The sequence below is a fragment of the Sedimentimonas flavescens genome (assembly GCF_019264375.1).
Lineage (GTDB): Bacteria > Pseudomonadota > Alphaproteobacteria > Rhodobacterales > Rhodobacteraceae > Rhodobacter > Rhodobacter flavescens.
Genome location: NZ_JAHVAI010000013.1, coordinates 114960 through 133726, shown reverse-complemented (window position 1 = coordinate 133726; position 18767 = coordinate 114960). Strand labels below are relative to the sequence as shown.

The window sequence follows — 18767 nt, the reverse complement described above, 5'->3', positions numbered from 1 at the left end:
GCCATGTTCTACGCTCGCTCTATCCTAGGACAAAGCTGATGCTTATCAATGGCTTAACTGATGCTATGGTGCCGGCGAAGGGACTCGAACCCCCGACCCTCGACTTACAAGATCGCCGCTCTACCAACTGAGCTACGCCGGCCTCGCTCCTGCCATACAGTCCACGCGCGGCCCGTGCAAGATCGCTTGCGCCTAACGTCGCCGGGTAAGGTTGGCGCGCGCGAGAACCATCGTCGCGATCAGCCCGACCAGCATCACCAGAAGCGCCGCCGGGGCGGCATCTCCCAGATTCTCAAGGCTGGCTTTTTCATGCACACGGGTTGCCAGCGTCTCATAGTTGAAGGGCCGCAAGAGCATCGTCGCGGGCAGTTCCTTGACGCTTTCGACGAAGACCATAAGCACGGCCGAGGCGACCGAGCCGCGGATCAGCGGCATATAGACCTCGCGCAGCGCACCGCCCGCCGTGCGCCCGAGCGAGCGTGCCGCCATCGGCAGCGAGGGCGAGATGCGCCCGAACGCGCTATCGGCCGCCGACTGCGCCAGCGCGAAAAAGCGCACCACATAAGCCAGGATGATCGCGAAAGCCGAACCGGTCAGCAAAAGCCCCGGGTCGGTGCCGGTCAGTGCGAGAATCGCATCGGCCAGCCGGTGGTCGATCGCAGCCAGCGGGATCAGGATGCCCACAGCCAGTACCGCGCCCGGCGCCGCATAGCCGACCGCCGTCAGCGGCAGCAGGGTGCGCGGCAGCCGCCGCCCGGTCATGCGAACGCCATAGACCATGAAGAGCGCCGCCAGCACCGTAAGCACCGCCGCCGCCCCGCCAGTGACCAGCGTATGCACCAGCGCGCGGCTCAGACCCGGGCCGAACCAGGCCTCGGGGTTGGACCAGGCATAGGCCGAGATCACCGAGACCGGCAGCACGAACCCCATGGTGAAGGGCGCAAGGCAGAGCCCGGTTGCCACCCAGCCCGTCGCCCCGTGCAGTTCTGTGCGATTGATCGGCCGGGGTTGGCGCGCCGACTGGTAATAGCGCGAATGGCGCCGGCTGCGCTTTTCCAACGCCAGAAGCACCATGATGACGGTCAGAACCACACCCGCGATCTGTGCCGCACCGCCCGCGTTGCCGGCTTCTAGCCAAGTCGTGAAGATCCCGGTCGTCAGGGTCTGCACGCCGAAATAATCCACGACGCCGAAATCGGCGACCGTCTCCATCATCGCAATCGCCGCGCCCGCCGCGATGGCGGGCCGCGCCAGTGGCAGCCCCACGCGCAGGAAAAGCCCCACCGGCCCGGCACCCAGGGCACGCGCGACCTCGTAACTGCCTCCCGACTGCTCGCGGAAGGCCGAGCGCGCCAGCAGATAGACGTAGGGGTAAAGCGAGGCCGCCAGCACCAGCACCGCCGCCCAACGCGAGCGCACCTCGGGGAACCAGTAGTCGCGCGCCGAGGTCCAGCCGAAGGCTTCGCGCAGCGCGCCTTGCACCGGCCCCGAATAGTCGAGAAAATCGACCAGCGCATAGGCCGTCACATAGGCCGGAATCGCCAGCGGCAGCAGCAGCAGCCATTCCAGCCACCCGGAAAACGGAAAGCGATACATCGAGATCAGCCAGGCCGAACCCGCACCGATCGCCGCAGTCAGTACGGCAACGCCCACCGCCAAATAGGCGGTATTGCCGAAATAGCGCGGCAATGTGGTGGAAATCAGGTGCGGCCAGATGTTTTCGGTCGGGTTCAGCGCCAGCCAGACCACCGCCACAAGCGGCGCCAGCACCACCGCAGCAATCAGCGCCGCCCCCACCGACCAGATACCCGAGCCGGAAGTGCGCAACCCCGTGCCCGAACCTGCCGTCATTACCTGAGTTTTCTGATCGGTTACCATGCTCCCCGCTTATACCGAAACCGGTTTGCCTGTCCAGAAAAGCACCGGTAATCTTTCCCCGATTACGTTGGGAAAACAGTATGCAAGTCGTCTTTCACCTCGGAGCCCATTGCACGGATGAAGACGGCCTGATCCGGGCGCTTGGCCCAGATCGCGGGCGACTGAAAGAGGCCGGAGTATCGGTCCCCGAACCGGCGCGCTACCGCATGAAGCTGCGCGATGCGCTCTACACGCTCAAAGGCGCGCCCGCCGACAGCGCCCTGCAGCAGGAGATCCTGACGGCAGCGGGCCATGACAGCCCCCCCAAACGGCTGGTCTTCAGCCATGAGTTCTTCACCTGCCTGCCCGATCGGGTTGTGACAAAGCGCGGCTTTTACCAGATGGTGCCGGACAAGCTTGGCCCGCTGGCGAACCTCTTCCCCGAGGCGCAAGTCGAATTCCACATGGCGCTGATCAACCCGGCCGTGCTGATGCCCGCGCTCGTGGCGCGGCAACGCAAGAGCAGCTACGAGGAGCTGATCGCCGGGCAGGATCCCCGATCATTGCGGTGGGCTCCGGTGGTCCGCCGCATGGTCGAGGCCGCCGAGGGGCGCCCGCTCATACTGTGGTGCAACGAGGACATGCCGCTGATCTGGCCCGAGATCCTGCGCAGCCTGACCGGCCTGAACGAAGGCGCGCGGCTTTCCGGCGACGAAGCGCTTCTGGAGCAGATCATCGAGCCCGAGGGGTTGGAACGCTTGCATGTCTATCTGCGCAGCCACCCGCCCCGCTCGGCGACGCAACGCCGCAAGGTCGTCACGGCGTTCCTGGAAAAGTTTGCGCGACCCGAGACGCTGGAGATCGACATCTCCCTGCCCGGCTGGGACGCGGGCCTGATTGCCGCGATGACCGCCGATTACGACGCCGATATCGCCGAAATCGCGGCCATGCCCGGCGTGCGCTTCATCGCGTCCTGAGGCTCAGCCCATGCCGAGCGCGGCCTTGTAGATGTCGAGGATCGCCTCTTCCTCGGCCAGGTCGTTCTTGTCACGCTTGCGCATGGCGATGATCTTTTTCATCACCTTGGTATCGTAACCGCGGGCCTTGGCCTCGGACATGATGTCCTTTTGCTGCTCGGCGATGTCTTTCTTCTCGGCCTCGAGGCTTTCGAACTGCTCGATGAACTGGCGCAGCTCGTCTGCGGCGACGTTGTAGGCGGCATCGTTGGGCATGTTGGGCTCCTGTTCGAAAGGGTTGGCCCTGACTAGCCCGCCGCGCCCCGCGCTTCAAGCACCCCGGAGCGGCCAAGGCGGTTCCCGGCGCAAATCCCTTGCCTCGCGCGCCGCGCCGCGCTAGGCCCGCGCAAAGTACGGAGGACGCGATGGACTATCTGATCTGGGCAGGGGCGGCTGTATCGCTGGTGGGGCTGGCGGGCATCGTCTGGTGCATCGTCTCGGTTTCGCGCGCCAAACGTGCCGGCCTTGGCGATGAGGCGCTGCGCAAAAGCCTGCAACGCATCGTCGGCCTCAATCTCGGCGCGCTGTTCGTCTCGGTGATCGGCCTGATGATGGTCGTTCTGGGGATCATGCTCTGAGGCGACACTCAGGCATCGAGTTCGCTGAACCAGCGCCCGTTGCGGATCAGCACATCCCATAGCGTGACCGGCGCGGGCGCGCCCTCGTGCGCCAGCGCGCGCAACCGCTTGCGGGTCGCCAGAAGGCCCGCGCGGTCCGCCTGGAACATCGGCCCGCCGCGATGCGCGGGAAAGCCAAGCGCAATCGCCGCAAGGTCGATATCCCCCGCGCGATGGGCACGGCCCCATTGCAGCGCCATCGCGCCCTCCCCCGCCAATTCGGCACAGATCCGCGCGACGATCTCGCGCTCGGGCAGTGTTGTAGCCCCTACGCCCGCCTCGGCGCGCAAAGCCGCAAGGATCGCAGGTTGGTCAGAGGGCACGGCAGGCGTAGCCCCATCCTCGTAGCGATAGACGCCGCGCCCGGCGGCGCGGCCGGTCTGCCCCTCAAGGTCGAGGAAAGTGAAGAACACCCCCGGCGGGTGACCCGCATGGCCCATCCATTCCATGACCGCCGGAATGCCGATGCGATCAGCCAACACGAAGGGCCCATCCGCGAAACCGAAACTGACCATCGCACGGTCAACCGCCTCGGGCGCGGCCCCGGCCATCACGCAACGCTCGGCCGCGGCGAAGAGCGCGGCCTCCAGCCAGACTCCTAGCCCCGGCCCGGCATGGATCACCAGCGCCCCCGCATCTTGCAAAACGCGCCCCGCCGCGCCAAGCCATTGCCCGGCCTGTGCGCCTGCGGTCAGTTCCAGCACCGTACCGCTGTCGCTCAGCGCCAGATCTCGCGGCCCGGAGGCGCCATCGAGCACCAGAACCGCCCCCGGCTTCAGACCAGCGCGGATCTGCGGCAACTCGCCATCGCGCGGGGTGGCCACGACCAGATCGGCCCCCGCCAGCGCCGCACATTCCAGCGCCGCGCTCAGCCGGTCCCAGTCGGCCTCGCGTTGCGCGGGATCGAGGCGCCCGGCTTGAACAGCGCGCTCCTGCGCCTCGGCGATGGCGGTGAAGGCGGGCTCCAACCCGGTCGGGTCGCTTTCGCCCAGAACCACCTCGTAGCCCGCCGCGATCAACCCGGCGGCACGTTCGGACGGCTGGTTCCAAAGGGCGACCCTGGCAATGGTCAGATGCTGCTGCCCCTCGGGCAGCGCGGCCAGACGCGCCGCGCGATGGGTGATCCGGGCGACATGGCGCAGGGCAGTTGAAACCTCGCCCTCTGCCAGATCGGAATAGGCCACGGCCTCGTAATCCAGCGCCTCATCCATCGGCAAGAGCAGCGCGGCCTCGGCCACCTCTGCGGCGCGTTGCGCGGCGGGGGCCAGTGCACCACCCGTCAATCCACGCCGCGCCGTGGCCAGATCTTCGAGATATTTCTCAGGCTCAGACGCCGCCGACTTGGGCTGAATCGCTCCGGGGCCGCGCCCGCCGACCGCCTGCGCGAAATCGAGCGCGACGTCCTCGACCGCCTCATCCGAGACCAACGCCTCGCACAGGCCGATCTGCATCGCCTCCTGCGCGCTCCAGTCTCGCCGCGATGTCACGAAGGCCAGCGCCGAGGCCGCGCCAGCGCGCTGCGCAAGCCGCACAAGCCCACCTCCGGTGGGAAACAGCCCCAAGGTATATTCCGGCGACGCGAAGACGGCCTGATCATGCGCGATGCGCAGGCTGGCGGCCTGCGCCAGCGCCAACGCTCCGCCGCTGATGCGCCCCGACAGGGCCACCACAACCGGGCGGCCCGCATCGGCGATCAGCCCCGCCAGATGCGACAGCGCGGGCGCTTCATCCTCGGCGTAATCGGTGGCCGGATCGGCCGCCACCGGCCAGCCGCCCGCCTCGGCGCGGATCAGCACAGGCGTATCGCCGGATTCCGACAGGATCAGATCGAGCGCGCCTCCAAGGCTTTGCCGCAGATCGGCGTCAAAGCCCTGCCCGCGCCCATCCTCACCCGGAAGCGTCAGCAGAACGCTCCGCTCGCGCCGTTGCAGCTTGACCCGCCGTGTCATGTTCCCCCGCCTGCTCAAGACAGCGCAAGTTTACGGCCTATCCGGCCCGTGGCAATTGCAAACTGCCCGATTTCAGGGGTTTGGACGGATCAGCGCCCGGCGGCGTGGTTGCGGCAGAAGGGTGTGGCGGGCAGGACGTCCAGCCGCTCTTCCGAGATCTGCTCGCCGCAGACCGTGCAATAGCCGTACTCGCCCTCTTCGATGCGCTCCAGCGCCGCCTCGATCATGCGCAGCTCGGTGCGCGCAGCCTGCCCGAGATCCTCCAGAACCTCATCGCCTTCGCGCTCGGTCGCCATCTCTTCCCAGTCCTTGGACTCGTGCGTCTCGAACTCCGAGGCGATCTGCCCCATCCGTTCGGTCAGTTGCGCCTTGCGCGCCTCAAGTTCGGCCTTGCGGGTTTCCACGGATTTCATGGCGTCCTCCTGTTCTTGCCCCATCTAACGCCCGGCGCAGCACATGGGCATTGACGCAGGTCAAACCCTTGTGGCAGGGCGCGCCGGGCGGTGCATGTGGCACCGGCGAACGGGGGACGATATGCATCAAGACTGGATCTGGGGCGCCGTGGGCGGCCTCATGATCGGCGCGGCGGCGGCGCTGTATCTTCTGGCAAACGGACGGGTTCTGGGGGCCAGCGGCATCCTGGGCGGGTTGATCGACCGCTCGGGGCGCAACAGTACGGTCGAGCGGCTGAGCTTTCTGGCCGGCCTGATCGCGATTCCGCCGTTGCTGGTACCGCTTTACGCGGTCGTCGATACCCATGTCACCTCAAACCCGGTGCTGCTGATCGTGGCGGGGTTGCTGGTGGGCATCGGCACGCGGCTCGCGAATGGCTGCACCTCGGGGCATGGGGTGTGCGGCATGTCGCGCTTTTCGCTACGCGGCTTCGTGGCGACGGTGTTCTACCTGCTCGGCGGCGGGCTGATGCTGGTTCTGGCCCGCCATGTGCTGGAGGTGATCTGATGCGCAACCTTTTCGCCTTTCTTGCCGGGGGCCTCTTCGGCGCGGGCCTGCTGGTCGCGGGTATGGTCGATACGACCAAGGTTCAGGGCTGGCTCGATGTGTTCGGCAACTGGGACCCGACGCTGGCTTTCGTGATGGGCGGCGCGGTGCTGCCGATGATCGTGGTCTGGCGCATCGCCGCGCGGCGCGAACGCTCGCTGCTCGATCTGCCGATGCCGCAGGATTTCCCGAAGCTGGTCGATCGCAACCTCGTGCTGGGGTCGCTGATGTTCGGTGCGGGCTGGGGGCTGGTGGGGCTTTGCCCTGGCCCGGCGATCGGCGCACTTGGCTTTGGTGGCTGGCAGGTTGCGCTTTTCGTGCTGGCAATGTGCGCAGGCATGGCCGTGGCGCCGCTGGCGCGCCGGGGCCTTGACCAGCTGGATGCCGAGAACGACGTCTAAGCCCCCGCCACGCGGCGCGGCAGCGGTTCGGCCACATCAAGCCGAACCGCTGCTGGCGGTTCGGCCCGCGCGGTGACGGGGCTAGTGCCCGCCTCGAATTCACTCGGCGCGGCGCGGGCCGGTCCGGGCTGCGCGCCCTCATCAACCAGACGCACCGCGCGAAAGCCGCGCAGCTGACCCAGCCGCGCACGGCCCAGGACGCGCCGCCCGTGCCCCTCAAGCTGCAACCGCTCAAGGCTGTCCGCAGCGATCGGGAGCAGCGTACCCGGCGCGAAGTGCAACACCGCTGCAAGCGGCACCGTCACCCGATCAAGCACCGCGTCGAGCACGGCGCTTGTGCCCATCAGCGTGGCCTCCATCCGGCGCATCCAATCGGTATCCTCGTCGGTCCGCGCGGGGTTCGGCACGGCTTGTGCCATCGCGGCGGGGCGCTGCCCGCGCCCCTCGGCGGGAACGGCCCAGAGGAAGCCCCCCGCCCGCTCACCCTCGGCCCCGAAGACCAGATCGGCCTGCCAGACGCGATAGGAGGTGTCTTCCAGCAACAACCCCAGCGGGCGCGGCCCGTCGAGGCAGGAGGCATAGCGAAACCCACCCGCCCAGATCGCCTCATCGGTCGCGCTCAGCTCGGCCTCGATCCGCGTCAGGGCACCATCAATAAACTCCGCCGCCATCGCCGCGTCGATCCGCGTGGGTTTGCGCGGGGCGGGCGCGCTGCGCGCCAGAACGCCCAATGTCTGGAACTCTATCAGCGCGGAAAGCGTGGCGGGCGGCAGGGCCACCAGCCCCAACCCCTCCTTCGGCCCCTCGATCACCGCCAGAAGCGAGAATTCCTCAAGCGCCTCAGGCAGTTCGGCCAGCACCATCCGGCTTTCGCGCAACTGCGCCACGCGCAGCGGCAAGCCCATCCCCTCGGCCGTGCGCGCAAGCGCCAGCGGGATCGCCCGCGCTGCCGTTGCTGGCGCCGTGACAACCGCAGGCTGCCCCGAGGACGCCTTCCGGCGCATGACTGAGTGCTGCTGATCTTCGGTCATTCGAACCGCCCAATCCCCATGGCGCGAGCCGCAAGGATTCGCAGATCAGTCTTTACAAAGCGTTGAAATCTCAGGCCGAGGCCTTCGCCGCCTCTTCCATCTCGCGGCGTCGCAACGGCAAGGTCACGCGGAAGGCAGCCCCCCCCTGACCCGGCACGTAGTCGATCTTGCCGCCCAGATTGGCCATGATCTCGCGGCAGATCGCGAGACCAAGACCCGCCCCGCCCGCGCGGCTCGTATCCGTCAGCCGCGAGAATTTCTCGAAGATCAGCGCCTGGCTCGCCTTGGGGATGCCCGAGCCATTGTCGATGAAGTCGATCTGAACCTTCTGGCCGCGCTTCTTCACCTCGATGCGCAGCACGGCGCGCTCATTGTCGCAATACTTGCGCGAGTTCGAGATCAGGTTGATGAAGACCTGCACCAGACGGTCGGTATCGGTGAAGACCGGCATATGTTCAGACGGGAAGTCACGCTCGACCCGGAACGAACGCTCGGGCCGGGTGTTCGAGGCCGACTGCACCGCGCGGTTGAGCAGGTCATGCAGGTTGGCCACGCCCACATTCAACTGCACCTTGCGGTTTTCCAGCACGCTCAGATCCAGCAGATCGTCGAGCAGACGCGTCAGGCGGCGGGCCTCTTCATGGATGATCTCGGCATATTGTGAGCGCATGGCGTCGGGCAGATCGGGCTCCATCAGAATCTCGGAGAACGCCCGGATCGAGGTCATCGGCGTGCGCAACTCGTGGCTGATCTGGCCCAGGAAGGCGTCTTTCTGCACCGACAGCGAGGTCAGCTTTTCGTTGGCATCGCGCAGCGCGCGGGCGGTGCGGGCCAGTTCCTCGGATTTCGCCTCAAGCTGGGCCGAGTATTCCTTGATTTCGGCCGCCTCGCCAGCCACCGCGATCAGATCCTGCACCGAGACCGAACTGCCCCCGGTCAACTGCGAGATCATCGCATGAGCCGTGGCCGCGCCGACTGAACCGGCCAGCTGCCGCTCAAGCCGCGCGAGGAAATCGGGCGTCGGGTCGGGCAGGAAGCCCTCTTTGCCCTGCCCCGCCGCCTGCGCCTGGAAGAACCGCTGTGCCTCTTCTGCACCCAGGATGCGCTGCGCCATCGACAGCAGGTCCTCAGCCTCGGCCTGACCGCGCAGCCAGCTACGCGCGCCCGGCGTCTGCTCGAAGATATTCACGAAGGCCACGCCCTGAAGACGCTCCATCGGGCCGGGGAAGGAGGCCGTCGAGAACACCATGAACGAGATGGTGTTGAACAGCAGGCTCCAGAACAGCGCGTGCAACAGCGGGTCGAGCGCGTCGATCCCAAACAGTGCCTGCGGCCGCAGCCAGCCAATGTCGAAAGGCCCTGCCGCCATGACCTGGGCCGAGATCAGACCGCTTTCGCCGAAGGACGGCAGAAACAGCGTGTAAAGCCACATCGCAAAGCCGGTCAGCAACGCGGCCACCGCGCCCATCCGGGTGGCTCCACGCCAGAACATCCCGCCGAGCAGCGCAGGCAGCACCTGCGCGGCCCCGACGAAGGCGATCAAGCCAATCGAAGCCAGCGCCGCAGAGCCGCCCGACATGCTGTAATAGCCATAGCCCATCCCCAGCACGACCGCGATGGAAAGCCGCCGGGACATCAGCACGAGGCCGCGGATATCGCCCATCTCCTTGCCGCGCTGGCTTCCCAAAGCCAGCCACAGAGGCGTCACGATATGGTTCGACACCATCGTCGCCAGTGCAATCGCCGCGACGATGACCATAGAGGTGGCCGAGGAGAAGCCCCCCAGAAAGGCCAACAGCGCAAGGTTACCCTGCCCCTGCGACAGCGGCAGCGTCAGCACGAAAAGGTCGGGGTTCGAGCCTGCGGGCATCACCTCGAGCCCGATCACCGCGATGGGCATGACAAAGAGGCTCATCAGCATCAGATAGCCGGGGAAGGCCCAGCTTGCGGTGGCCAGATGGCGCTCATCGACGTTCTCGACAACCAGCACCTGGAACATGCGCGGCAAGGTCAGGATCGCCGCCGCCGAAACGAAGATCAGCCCCGCGAAACGGCCCGGTTTCAGATCCCAGTCGGCGATAGGCGAGGCATCTGTGCGCGCCAGAACATCCAGCGGCCCATGGGCAATACCCCAGACGACGAATACCCCCACCGCCAGCAGCGCGACCAGCTTGACCACCGCCTCAAGCGCGATGGCCATGACAACGCCGTGGTGACGCTCGTTCGCATCAAGGTTACGGGTGCCGAAGAGGATGGTGAACAGTGTGAGGCCCGCGGCAATCCACAGCGCGGTCGAACCCTGATCGGGCAGCGCCCACCCCTCGGGCGTATCGGCGGCGAACACGCCGAAGCTCAGCGTCACCGATTGCAATTGCAGCGCGATATAGGGCGCCGAGGTCGCCACCGACATCAGCGTGACGATCACGCCCAGCAGGTTCGACTTGCCATAACGGCTGGAAATCAGGTCGGCGATCGAGGTCACCCGCTGCGCCCGCCCGATCCGCACGAGCTTGCGCAGGATCCACCACCAGCCGACGAAGACCAAGGTTGGCCCAAGGTAGATGGTGACGAATTCAAGCCCCGAGCGCGCGGCGTAGCCCACCGCGCCATAGAAGGTCCAGGCGGTGCAATAGATCGACAGCGACAGGGTATAGACGATGGGACGGTGCAGGAATCTCAGTCGACCGCGCTGCGCCCGGCGTTCGGCCACGAAGGCCACTAGGAACAGCAGAAATACATAGGCCAGACAAACCGCGACGAGGACGTTGAAAGGCATCGATCAGCCGTCCTCTTCCTGAAGCGGTAATTCCTCGGTGCGCTCTTCTTCTTCCATCGCGGGGGCAAGGCCGCGCGCTAGGCCGAAGGCCAGCACCACCAGCCCGGCCCAGACGGCGAAAATATAAAGCCCGCCGCGGCCGGTATCAGGTCGGGGGGTTTCGCCCGGCAACCAAAGGCTTGGCAGCATGAACAGCACCATCCCCAGCACGGGCAACATCCGCACCGCATCCATCATGCGCCTGCGACGGTAGGATCTGCGGGCGAGGAAAAGCGGCTGGCCCGTCTGTGGCATGTCAGGCGCTCCGCTGCTCTTTGGCGCGCGTGACGATCTCGTCGAGCATCGCAAGAACATCGCCATTGGCGAAAGGCTTGGCCAGGAAGGCCGTCGCACCCGCCCGCGTTGCGGCATCGCGGTCGCGCACCTGCCCACGGGCGCTCAGCATCAGCACCGGCAGCTCTGCCAGCGTGGCATCCCCACGCAGACTGGTCAGGATATCGAGCCCCGAACTGCCCGGCAGCATCAGATCGAGGATCACCGCATCGGGCCTTTCGCTGCCAATGCGGGCATAGGCCTGCGCGCCGTCAGCCTCAAGCGAGACCTTCCAGCCCGCCCGTGTCAGAATGAACCGGATCGCCTCGGCGATATGCGGCTCGTCCTCGACAAGAAGCACATGCTTTCCAGACATCGGCGCTTCCTCCTCTTCCCCGAACCGACTATTGCGGGCCGCGTGAGAACTGTCAAACCCCGCACTCAGGCCTCGGACAGGATCGAGGGCTCGCGGCGCCCTGCACATTCCCCGCGCGGACAGATCCGGCAGGACGAGCCGATGGCCCTCTCGCCCGGCGCGCGCTCGGGCGGGGGCGGCAGGATCAGCATCATCGCCTCCATCAGCACGGGCCCATCAAAACCGCCGGGCTGGCTGGGTTGGCAGATGGCGTAGGTCAGGAAACGTTCGGGCAAGCGCCCGGCCATGTCCACAACCTTGCGGACCGGTTGCATCGGACGCGCAAGCGCCTCGTAGAGCGGCCAGAGCGGGCACGCCGCTCCAAAGCGCGGCAGGGCAAAGCCCGGCACACCGCGCCGGAAGGTCAGCGCCCCCGAGCCGTCGCAGATCACAAGGCCCACCGGTTGCGCGCCCTCGGCCAGAGGCAAGGTGGCAAGACGCCGGAACACCGCGCCCAGAGGCGCGCCGAAGCGCGTTGCCAGCAGCGCCGGATCCATGCCCAGCTCGGCTACGGCGTCACGGAAGGCCTCCAGCGGCAGGGCGCGCGCATCGGCCTGCGCGCGTTCGATATGTGCGATCGCCAGCTTGCGCGCCGCGCTTGAGGCGAGCTCGGCTACGCCCGCGATCAATGCCTCGGGCGGCGGCGGGGTCGCCTCCTCCAGTTCCTCAAGATGCCAGTTGCGCGCCGACAGCCAGGCCTCGACCTGCTCGAGCGGCGAACTGAGGCCGGTCTCGGCCTCCTCCAGGTCATCAAGATAGCCCACCAGCGCCTCGGCGGTCTCGGACAGGCGCAGGCTTTCTTCCTGGATGGTGCGCAGGAAGCGCGCGCGCCAGATGGGTTCGATATCGTCCGTCTCAACCAGGATCGCCGCAGTCGAGCGCAGCGAGGTCACCGCCGAAAGCACCTCGTGCAGCGAGGCCAGCAGGAAGGGGTCCTGCGCCATCCGCTCCGAATAGCTTTCAACCACACGCTCCAGCGCGTTCACCCGTGCCTGTCGTCCAGCGAGAATCGCGGCCCAACCGGGAAAGCGACCCACGAATTCCTCGATCCGCTCCAGCTCGGGCATCCCGGCCATATGCGCGCCGCCCTCCGCCTCCGCCCCGGCGACTGCCTCGCGCAGACCGTCGAACAGTGCCCCCTCGGCGCCTTCGGACAGCGCGACAGGATCGACCGCCATCGCACCGGCTATCTGGCCTAGCAATTCATCGCCCACGCGGCGGCGGTTGTGTTCGATCAGGTTGAGGTAAGCCGGAGAGATCCCCACGGAACGCGCCAGATCGGCCTGCTTTATGCGCAGCGCGGTGCGTCGCTCGCGAATGCGGGTTCCGGTCAGGGCCGAACGGGCCATGGGCTGCTCCTTGCTGATTCACACCAGATTTACAGCCAATTACCCGCATTTCAAACAGATTTACAGAAATCTGCGGGCGGCACCCAAGGCACCGCCCGCCGCGTCATCACAGACAGTTCGGAACCGCGGTCGCCACTTGCGAGATGTCGGCAACGCCCGGCTCGCACTGGCCGACCTCTTCCTCGATCTGGGCACAGCCCGCCATCACCGCCACGGCCATGAACAGCGCAACGATCGTCTTCTTCCCAAGCATGATTCACCTCTTCTAGCTTGCCGCCTTAACTGAACTATGCAGTCTAGTTTCAAGGCAAGCCCTGATCTGCATCAACTGCCGTGAGGTCATCTGGCGAATATTGCACCGTCAGTCGAACGAGCGGAAATGAGCCCCATAGGTGATGGCGCGACGCATACATGCCTCCATCGCGTCGAGCAGCCAGACCCGATCCGTCTGCGCCATGTCGCGCGCCAGGGCGGCCTGCCCTGCCGCAATCGGCCGCGCCATGTCCGAGGTATATCCGCGCAGCCGCGCGATCCAGAAATCCTGCGCCTCCGAAATCGGTCCTCCAACAGGCACGCCGCCCGCACCCACCGCCTGCGCCACGGCCAGACAATAGCCTGCCTCGACCGGCTGGGTGGGCGTGTCGAACAGATAACCGGCGGGGGCGGCAAATTGGCTTTCCCAGACCAGCCAGAACAGCCCTGCCACCACGGCCAGCAAGAGGCCACCGCCCCCCAGAACCAGGGATCGGGGCAGCCGATCCTCGGAATATCGCTTCACGTCCTGCATCAACGCCTCCCCGTGCTTTGGCATAGCGAAACACAATCGGGTTAACGGGTGCTGAAACGCAAAAGGCGCGCCGCCGGGGCGCGCCTTTCGGGATCTGTGCGAAGCCTTATTTCAGGGCTTCGTCAGTGATGTCCAGCGTATAGGCGCCGGTCGGCGCGGCCGAGATCACCGGGTCCGAGCCGCCGCCGAGCAGGATCTTCACCGTGCGCTCATAGTCAGCCGGATCCAGCGCGCCGTTCGAGCCAGCGGTGAGCTTGGCAATTTCACCCATCATGCGCTTCTGGTGGGCCTCGGTCTGGGCGCCGGATTCGTCATTGTCCAGAACGATTCCAGCGGCTTCATCCGGGTTCTCCTCGGCGTATTTCCAGCCCTTCATCGAGGCGCGCACGAACTTGACCATCTTCTCCTTGAAGGCCGGGTCCGCGAGGTTCGATTCCAATACATAGAGGCCGTCTTCCAGCGTCGCAACGCCCTCGTCCTCATACTTGAAGGTCACCAGATCCTCGGGGGCGAGCCCTGCGTCGATCACCTGCCAGTATTCGTTATAGGTCATGGTCGAGATACAGGCCGCCTGCTTTTGCAGCAGCGGATCGACGTTGAAGCCCTGCTTGAGAACCGTGACGCCGCCCTCCGAGCCATCGGTCGGAATGCCAAGCGTCGCCATCCAGCTCAGGAACGGGTATTCGTTGCCGCCGAACCAGACGCCAAGGGTCTTGCCCTTGAAATCTTCCGGCCCGGTGATCCCGGTCTCCTTGAGGCAGGTCAGCATCATGCCCGAAGACTTGAACGGCTGGGCGATGTTGACCAGCGGCAGGCCCTTTTCACGCGCCGCCAGCGCCGAGGGCATCCAGTCCACGGTCACATCGGCGCCGCCGCCAGCCATGACCTGCGTGGGCGAGATATCCGGGCCGCCCGGCATGATCATGACATCAAGGCCCTCTTCGTCGTAGAAGCCCTTTTCCTTGGCGACGTAGTAGCCCGCGAACTGGGACTGGGTGACCCATTTCAGTTGCAGCTTGACCTCTTCGGCCGTCGCCGTCCCGGCAGCGAGCGCGGCCAGCGCCGCACCGATCAGAAATTTCTTCATCACTCTCTCCACTGTTGAACCCGGGTATTTTCCCGGTGTTGAAAACTCAGCGCCTGCGTTGCGAGGGGTGCCAGAAGGTCACCGCCTTTTCGATCAGCGCCATCAGTCCGAAGAAGCCCGAACCAGCCAGGGCCGCTACTGCAATTTCGGACCAGACGAGCGGCATATCAAGCTGCCCGACCGCCGTTGAAATGCGAAAGCCCATGCCCCGCGTCGGGCTGCCGAAAAATTCGGCAACGATCGCCCCGATCAGCGCCAGGGTCGTGGCGATCTTGAGCCCATTGAACAGGAAGGGCATCGCCGCGGGAAGGCGCAACTTGGCCAAAGTCTGACGGTAGCTGGCCGAATAGGTGGCCATCAGGTCGCGCTGCAGCTGATCGGTCGCCGCCAGCCCCGCCACCATGTTCACCAGCACTGGGAAGAACACCATCATCACCACCACCGCCGCCTTCGACTGCCAATCAAAGCCGAACCACATCACCAGGATCGGCGCGATCCCCACGATGGGCAGCGCGGCCACGAAATTGCCTACCGGCAGAAGCCCGCGCTTGAGAAAGGGCGAGCGGTCAATCGCGATCGCCACCAGCACCGCCGCGCCGCAGCCGATCACGTAACCCGCCAGCGCGCCCTTGAGGATCGTCTGGGCGAAATCGCCCCAGAGCACATCGGTGCTTTCCGCGAACCGCGCGGCGATGGCCGAGGGCGCGGGCAGGATGACCGGGCTGACATTGAGGCCACGCACCAGCCCCTCCCACAGGATCAAGAGCGTCGCACCGAACAGTGCGGGCACGAAGAGTTTGGCCCAGCGGGCACTCGGGTAGCTTCGGGCGATCCATCCGTTCAGCGCGGTGGCTGCGGCCCAGAAGACAAAGGCTGAGATCAACGCACTCATCGGGCCATCCCCATCTTGCGCAGCACTACCTTCTCGACCGCGCCGACCGCGATCACCAGAACCGCCGCCAGAACCGCCGCCGCGAACAGCGCCGCCCATATCTGAATCGTCTGACCGTAATAGCTGCCCGACAAGAGCCGCGCGCCAAGGCCCTGGGTCGCGCCCGCAGGCAATTCGGCCACGATGGTGCCCACAAGCGCCGCCGCGATCCCCACCTTCAGCGAGGCGAAGAAATAGGGCATCGACGAGGGCAGCCGCAGCTTCCAGAAGGTTTCGGACCCGCTGGCGTTATAGGTGCGCAGCAGGTCAAGCTGCATCCCGTCAGGCGCGCGCAGCCCCTTCACCATCCCCACGAGGATCGGGAAAAAGCTCAGGTAAGCGGCGATGATCGCCTTCGGCAACAGGCCTTTGATCCCCAGGCTGGCGAGCACCACGATCACCATCGGCGCGATGGCAAGGATCGGGATGGTCTGGCTGGCGATGGCCCAAGGCATCACGCTCATGTCCATGGCCCGGTTATGCACGATCCCGACGGCCAAAAGGATGCCCGCCACCGCGCCGAGCACAAACCCCGCCATGGTGGCCGAGAACGTCACCCCGCCATGATAGACCAGGCTGCGCTTCGAGGTGATCTTTTGCCCCGCGACACCTTCCCACAGGCCCTTCGCCACCTGATGCGGCGCCGGCAGGACGGGGCGCTCTTGCGTCATCGTATCGCGCAGAAGCTGGCTGAACGAGACCTCCTGCCCCGCACGCGCGGCCTGATCGTAGGTCCATTTGCTGTTCAGCCCGACTGCCGCGCCGTACCAGATGACGACAATCGCCGCGAGAACCGTCAGGATCGGAAGCACGGATTTCATGATCTGCCTCCGCAGCCCAACGATGTATCGGCTCCGAACTGCCCAAGCCGGGAAAACATCTGCCGCTTATTCGTCATAGGCGTGCCCCGCGCGCAGCCCTTCGCGCACCCGGTGCGCGATGGCCAGAAACTCGGCACTGTCGCGGATCTCCAGCGGCCGCTCATCGCGCGGCAGGGTGCTGTCGATGATATCGGTAATCCGGCCCGGACGCGGCGACATGACCACGATCTTGGTGCTCAGATAGACCGCTTCGGGGATCGAGTGGGTGACGAAGCCGATGGTTTTCCCGGTGCGTTTCCACAACTTCAGCAACTCTTCGTTCAGCTTGTCGCGCACGATTTCGTCCAGCGCGCCGAAGGGTTCATCCATCAGCAGGATCTCGGCATCAAAGGCCAAAGCCCGCGCGATCGAGGCGCGCTGCTGCATTCCGCCCGAAAGCTGCCAAGGGAACTTCTTGCCAAAGCCGCCGAGGTCCACAAGGTCGAGCACTTTCTCGACCCGCTGATCCATCTCGGCGCGGGAATAGCCCATGATCTCCAGCGGCAGCTTGATGTTACCCGCGATGGTGCGCCACGGATACAACCCCGCCGCCTGGAACACGTAACCATAAGATCGCGCCCTGCGCGCATCGTCGGGCGACATGCCATTCACCGTCAGGCTGCCCCCCGTCGGTGTCTCCAGCGCCGCGATACAGCGTAGGAAGGTGGTCTTGCCACAGCCCGATGGCCCGATGAACGAGACGAACTCGCCCTTCTCGATGGCCAGATTGACATCCTTGAGCGCGTGGACCGGCCCGTCATTCGTCTGGAACGTCAGGTTCAGGTCCTTGGCTTCGATCACCGGCATGGGAATTGCGTCTCTCTTATCGTTCTGTCGTTGATCCTGAGGGTAGGGGCGGCTCCCCGCCCCCTTCGATTACACGCCCGACGCGGGAATGCCAGAGCGCGAGACCGGGCGCGGCGCGGTGAGCTCTTTCCAGGTCGAGAGCGCCCGGCCAACAGGCGTGCCGGGCTGCCGGGCAACGAATTCGCCATGCCCCTCGCGGCCCTTGAAGGTGCCATCCTCGACCGTCACCACCCCGCGCGAGAGCGTATAGCGCGGCAGGCCGGTCACTTCCTTGCCCTCGAAGACGTTGTAATCAATCGCGGATTGCTGGCTCGTGGCCGAGATCGTCTTGCTCTTCGCCGGATCCCAGACAACGAGGTCGGCATCCGCCCCCACCAGAACCGCGCCCTTCTTGGGATACATGTTCATGATCTTGGCGATATTGGTCGAGGTCACGGCCACAAACTCGTTCATCGTGATCCGACCCGTATTGACGCCTGCGCTCCACAGCATCGGCATGCGATCTTCAAGCCCGCCGGTGCCGTTCGGGATCTTGGTGAAATCGCCCACCCCGAAACGCTTCTGCTTTGTCGTGAAGGCGCAATGGTCGGTCGCCACAACACTCAGACTACCCGAGGCAAGCCCGGCCCAGAGGCTGTCCTGATGCTGCTTGTTGCGGAAGGGCGGGCTCATGACGCGGCGCGCGGCATGGTCCCAATCGGTGTTGAAATACTCGCTCTCGTCCAGCGTCAGGTGCTGGATCAACGGCTCGCCATAGACGCGCTTGCCCTGCATCCGCGCCCGGCGGATCGCCTCATGCGCCTCCTCGCAAGAGGTATGCACGACGTAAAGCGGCACGCCCGCCATGTCGGCGATCATGATGGCGCGGTTGGTAGCCTCGCCCTCGACCGCCGGGGGGCGCGAATAGGCATGGGCCTCGGGGCCGACATTGCCCTCGGCAAGCAGCTTGGCCGACATCTCGGCCACGATATCGCCGTTCTCGGCATGGACCAGCGGAAGTGCCCCCAGCTCGGCGCAGCGCTTGAACGAGGCGAACAACTCGTCGTCATTCACCATCAGCGCGCCTTTGTAGGCCATGAAATGCTTGAACGAGTTGATGCCGCGATCAACGACTTCTTTCATCTCGTTGAAGACCTGCTCGCTCCACCAAGTCACCGCCATGTGGAAGCTGTAATCGCAATGCGCGCGGGTCGATTTGTTGTCCCACATCTTCAGCGCATCCATCAGCCCCTGCCCGGGGCTCGGCAGCGCAAAGTCGATCACCATGGTCGTGCCGCCCGCCAAGGCCGCGCGCGTGCCGCTTTCGAAATCGTCCGAGGAGTAGGTGCCCATAAAGGGCATCTCGAGGTGGGTATGCGGGTCGATCCCGCCCGGCATCACATAACACCCCGAGGCATCCAGCACCTCATCACCCTTCAGATCCCGCCCGATCTCGATGATCTGGCCGCCCTCGATCAGCACATCCGCCTTGTAGGTCAGGTCGGCGGTGACGATGGTTCCGTTCTTGATCACAGTGGTCATGACAACTCTCCCATGGCCTTCAATGTGGCCCAAATATCCCGGGGGTCCGGGG

At 65.6% G+C, this 18767-nt stretch carries 20 protein-coding genes and 1 tRNA gene; 4 read left to right on the top strand and 17 right to left on the bottom strand.

Translation table 11 applies throughout. From position 1 onward, the window contains the following. Positions 1–66: 66 nt before the first annotated feature. Positions 67–142 (bottom strand) — tRNA-Thr (locus tag KTQ37_RS13450). A gap of 50 nt (positions 143–192) precedes the next feature. After that, entirely contained in the window at positions 193–1851 is a 1659-nt protein-coding gene (locus KTQ37_RS13445; RefSeq protein ID WP_218631035.1) for an ABC transporter permease, read from the bottom strand. 107 nt (positions 1852–1958) lie between these two features. Between KTQ37_RS13445 and KTQ37_RS13440 the strand changes: the two genes are divergently transcribed. Continuing rightward, positions 1959–2834 carry a hypothetical protein gene (locus KTQ37_RS13440; protein ID WP_218631034.1) on the top strand — a complete coding sequence of 292 codons (876 nt, stop codon included), beginning with the start codon at positions 1959–1961 and terminating at the stop codon, positions 2832–2834. 3 nt (positions 2835–2837) lie between these two features. Here the strand turns inward: KTQ37_RS13440 and KTQ37_RS13435 are convergent, their stop codons facing one another. Further along, complete coding sequence (locus KTQ37_RS13435; RefSeq protein WP_218631033.1) at positions 2838–3089, bottom strand: DUF2312 domain-containing protein; 252 nt, start codon at positions 3087–3089, stop codon at positions 2838–2840. A 149-nt stretch (positions 3090–3238) separates the two neighbouring features. Between KTQ37_RS13435 and KTQ37_RS13430 the strand changes: the two genes are divergently transcribed. Beyond that, positions 3239–3451 carry a hypothetical protein gene (locus tag KTQ37_RS13430; protein WP_218631032.1) on the top strand — a complete coding sequence of 71 codons (213 nt, stop codon included), beginning with the start codon at positions 3239–3241 and terminating at the stop codon, positions 3449–3451. A gap of 8 nt (positions 3452–3459) precedes the next feature. Here the strand turns inward: KTQ37_RS13430 and KTQ37_RS13425 are convergent, their stop codons facing one another. Both KTQ37_RS13425 and KTQ37_RS13420 read right to left on the bottom strand, forming a co-directional pair. Further along, positions 3460–5439 carry an enoyl-CoA hydratase-related protein gene (locus KTQ37_RS13425; protein WP_218631031.1) on the bottom strand — a complete coding sequence of 660 codons (1980 nt, stop codon included), beginning with the start codon at positions 5437–5439 and terminating at the stop codon, positions 3460–3462. 89 nt (positions 5440–5528) lie between these two features. Further along, on the bottom strand, positions 5529–5852 hold the full coding sequence (locus KTQ37_RS13420) for a TraR/DksA family transcriptional regulator (RefSeq protein ID WP_218631030.1): 324 nt from the start codon (positions 5850–5852) through the stop codon (positions 5529–5531). A 121-nt stretch (positions 5853–5973) separates the two neighbouring features. Here KTQ37_RS13420 and KTQ37_RS13415 point away from each other — a divergent pair, with 121 nt between their 5' ends. Together KTQ37_RS13415 and KTQ37_RS13410 are read left to right on the top strand one after the other, a co-directional pair. Then, entirely contained in the window at positions 5974–6399 is a 426-nt protein-coding gene (locus KTQ37_RS13415) for a YeeE/YedE family protein (RefSeq protein ID WP_218631029.1), read from the top strand. Then, a complete protein-coding gene (locus KTQ37_RS13410) occupies positions 6399–6839 on the top strand; it encodes a DUF6691 family protein (protein ID WP_218631028.1) in 441 nt (146 codons plus the stop codon). Before KTQ37_RS13415 ends, KTQ37_RS13410 begins: the two co-directional genes overlap by 1 nt. On the opposite strand, the gene KTQ37_RS13405 is transcribed toward KTQ37_RS13410, so the two are convergent. From KTQ37_RS13405 to hydA, 12 genes are all read right to left on the bottom strand, one after another. Next, entirely contained in the window at positions 6836–7870 is a 1035-nt protein-coding gene (locus tag KTQ37_RS13405) for a FliM/FliN family flagellar motor switch protein (protein WP_218631027.1), read from the bottom strand. The two genes, KTQ37_RS13410 and KTQ37_RS13405, sit on opposite strands and share 4 nt — an antisense overlap. A 70-nt stretch (positions 7871–7940) precedes the next feature. Next, the gene (locus KTQ37_RS13400) at positions 7941–10646 is read right to left on the bottom strand and encodes an ATP-binding protein (RefSeq protein WP_218631026.1); all 2706 of its coding nucleotides are present in this window, start codon (positions 10644–10646) and stop codon (positions 7941–7943) included. Positions 10647–10649: 3 nt separating this feature from the next. Next, positions 10650–10940: a hypothetical protein gene (locus KTQ37_RS13395; protein WP_218631025.1), complete on the bottom strand. Its 291-nt coding sequence runs from the start codon at positions 10938–10940 to the stop codon at positions 10650–10652. Position 10941: 1 nt separating this feature from the next. After that, complete coding sequence (locus KTQ37_RS13390; protein ID WP_218631024.1) at positions 10942–11334, bottom strand: response regulator transcription factor; 393 nt, start codon at positions 11332–11334, stop codon at positions 10942–10944. A gap of 65 nt (positions 11335–11399) precedes the next feature. Beyond that, positions 11400–12722, bottom strand: coding sequence for a helix-turn-helix transcriptional regulator (locus tag KTQ37_RS13385; protein WP_218631023.1), 1323 nt, complete (start codon positions 12720–12722; stop codon positions 11400–11402). A 106-nt stretch (positions 12723–12828) separates the two neighbouring features. After that, positions 12829–12975, bottom strand: a complete 147-nt coding sequence (locus KTQ37_RS13380; protein WP_218631022.1) for a hypothetical protein — start codon at positions 12973–12975, stop codon at positions 12829–12831. A gap of 108 nt (positions 12976–13083) precedes the next feature. Then, a complete protein-coding gene (locus KTQ37_RS13375; protein WP_218631021.1) occupies positions 13084–13509 on the bottom strand; it encodes a hypothetical protein in 426 nt (141 codons plus the stop codon). Positions 13510–13615: 106 nt separating this feature from the next. Then, positions 13616–14596 (bottom strand): ABC transporter substrate-binding protein, encoded by a 981-nt coding sequence (locus KTQ37_RS13370; RefSeq protein WP_218631020.1) that lies wholly within the window; start codon positions 14594–14596, stop codon positions 13616–13618. Between the two features lie 46 nt (positions 14597–14642). Further along, a complete protein-coding gene (locus KTQ37_RS13365; RefSeq protein WP_218631019.1) occupies positions 14643–15488 on the bottom strand; it encodes an ABC transporter permease in 846 nt (281 codons plus the stop codon). Continuing rightward, a complete protein-coding gene (locus KTQ37_RS13360; protein WP_218631018.1) occupies positions 15485–16348 on the bottom strand; it encodes an ABC transporter permease in 864 nt (287 codons plus the stop codon). Before KTQ37_RS13360 ends, KTQ37_RS13365 begins: the two co-directional genes overlap by 4 nt. A 66-nt stretch (positions 16349–16414) precedes the next feature. Further along, positions 16415–17194, bottom strand: a complete 780-nt coding sequence (locus tag KTQ37_RS13355) for an ABC transporter ATP-binding protein (protein WP_218631017.1) — start codon at positions 17192–17194, stop codon at positions 16415–16417. A gap of 69 nt (positions 17195–17263) precedes the next feature. Beyond that, a complete protein-coding gene (hydA, locus tag KTQ37_RS13350; RefSeq protein ID WP_218631016.1) occupies positions 17264–18715 on the bottom strand; it encodes a dihydropyrimidinase in 1452 nt (483 codons plus the stop codon). Positions 18716–18767: the final 52 nt, after the last annotated feature.

Coding starts and splice junctions, on each gene's coding strand:
- KTQ37_RS13445 (WP_218631035.1), bottom strand. CDS start 1,851: ATGACGGCAGGTTCGGGCACGGGGTTGCGCACTTCCGGCTCGGGTATC.
- KTQ37_RS13440 (WP_218631034.1), top strand. CDS start 1,959: ATGCAAGTCGTCTTTCACCTCGGAGCCCATTGCACGGATGAAGACGGC.
- KTQ37_RS13435 (WP_218631033.1), bottom strand. CDS start 3,089: ATGCCCAACGATGCCGCCTACAACGTCGCCGCAGACGAGCTGCGCCAG.
- KTQ37_RS13430 (WP_218631032.1), top strand. CDS start 3,239: ATGGACTATCTGATCTGGGCAGGGGCGGCTGTATCGCTGGTGGGGCTG.
- KTQ37_RS13425 (WP_218631031.1), bottom strand. CDS start 5,439: ATGACACGGCGGGTCAAGCTGCAACGGCGCGAGCGGAGCGTTCTGCTG.
- KTQ37_RS13420 (WP_218631030.1), bottom strand. CDS start 5,852: ATGAAATCCGTGGAAACCCGCAAGGCCGAACTTGAGGCGCGCAAGGCG.
- KTQ37_RS13415 (WP_218631029.1), top strand. CDS start 5,974: ATGCATCAAGACTGGATCTGGGGCGCCGTGGGCGGCCTCATGATCGGC.
- KTQ37_RS13410 (WP_218631028.1), top strand. CDS start 6,399: ATGCGCAACCTTTTCGCCTTTCTTGCCGGGGGCCTCTTCGGCGCGGGC.
- KTQ37_RS13405 (WP_218631027.1), bottom strand. CDS start 7,870: ATGACCGAAGATCAGCAGCACTCAGTCATGCGCCGGAAGGCGTCCTCG.
- KTQ37_RS13400 (WP_218631026.1), bottom strand. CDS start 10,646: ATGCCTTTCAACGTCCTCGTCGCGGTTTGTCTGGCCTATGTATTTCTG.
- KTQ37_RS13395 (WP_218631025.1), bottom strand. CDS start 10,940: ATGCCACAGACGGGCCAGCCGCTTTTCCTCGCCCGCAGATCCTACCGT.
- KTQ37_RS13390 (WP_218631024.1), bottom strand. CDS start 11,334: ATGTCTGGAAAGCATGTGCTTCTTGTCGAGGACGAGCCGCATATCGCC.
- KTQ37_RS13385 (WP_218631023.1), bottom strand. CDS start 12,722: ATGGCCCGTTCGGCCCTGACCGGAACCCGCATTCGCGAGCGACGCACC.
- KTQ37_RS13380 (WP_218631022.1), bottom strand. CDS start 12,975: ATGCTTGGGAAGAAGACGATCGTTGCGCTGTTCATGGCCGTGGCGGTG.
- KTQ37_RS13375 (WP_218631021.1), bottom strand. CDS start 13,509: ATGCAGGACGTGAAGCGATATTCCGAGGATCGGCTGCCCCGATCCCTG.
- KTQ37_RS13370 (WP_218631020.1), bottom strand. CDS start 14,596: ATGAAGAAATTTCTGATCGGTGCGGCGCTGGCCGCGCTCGCTGCCGGG.
- KTQ37_RS13365 (WP_218631019.1), bottom strand. CDS start 15,488: ATGAGTGCGTTGATCTCAGCCTTTGTCTTCTGGGCCGCAGCCACCGCG.
- KTQ37_RS13360 (WP_218631018.1), bottom strand. CDS start 16,348: ATGAAATCCGTGCTTCCGATCCTGACGGTTCTCGCGGCGATTGTCGTC.
- KTQ37_RS13355 (WP_218631017.1), bottom strand. CDS start 17,194: ATGCCGGTGATCGAAGCCAAGGACCTGAACCTGACGTTCCAGACGAAT.
- hydA (WP_218631016.1), bottom strand. CDS start 18,715: ATGACCACTGTGATCAAGAACGGAACCATCGTCACCGCCGACCTGACC.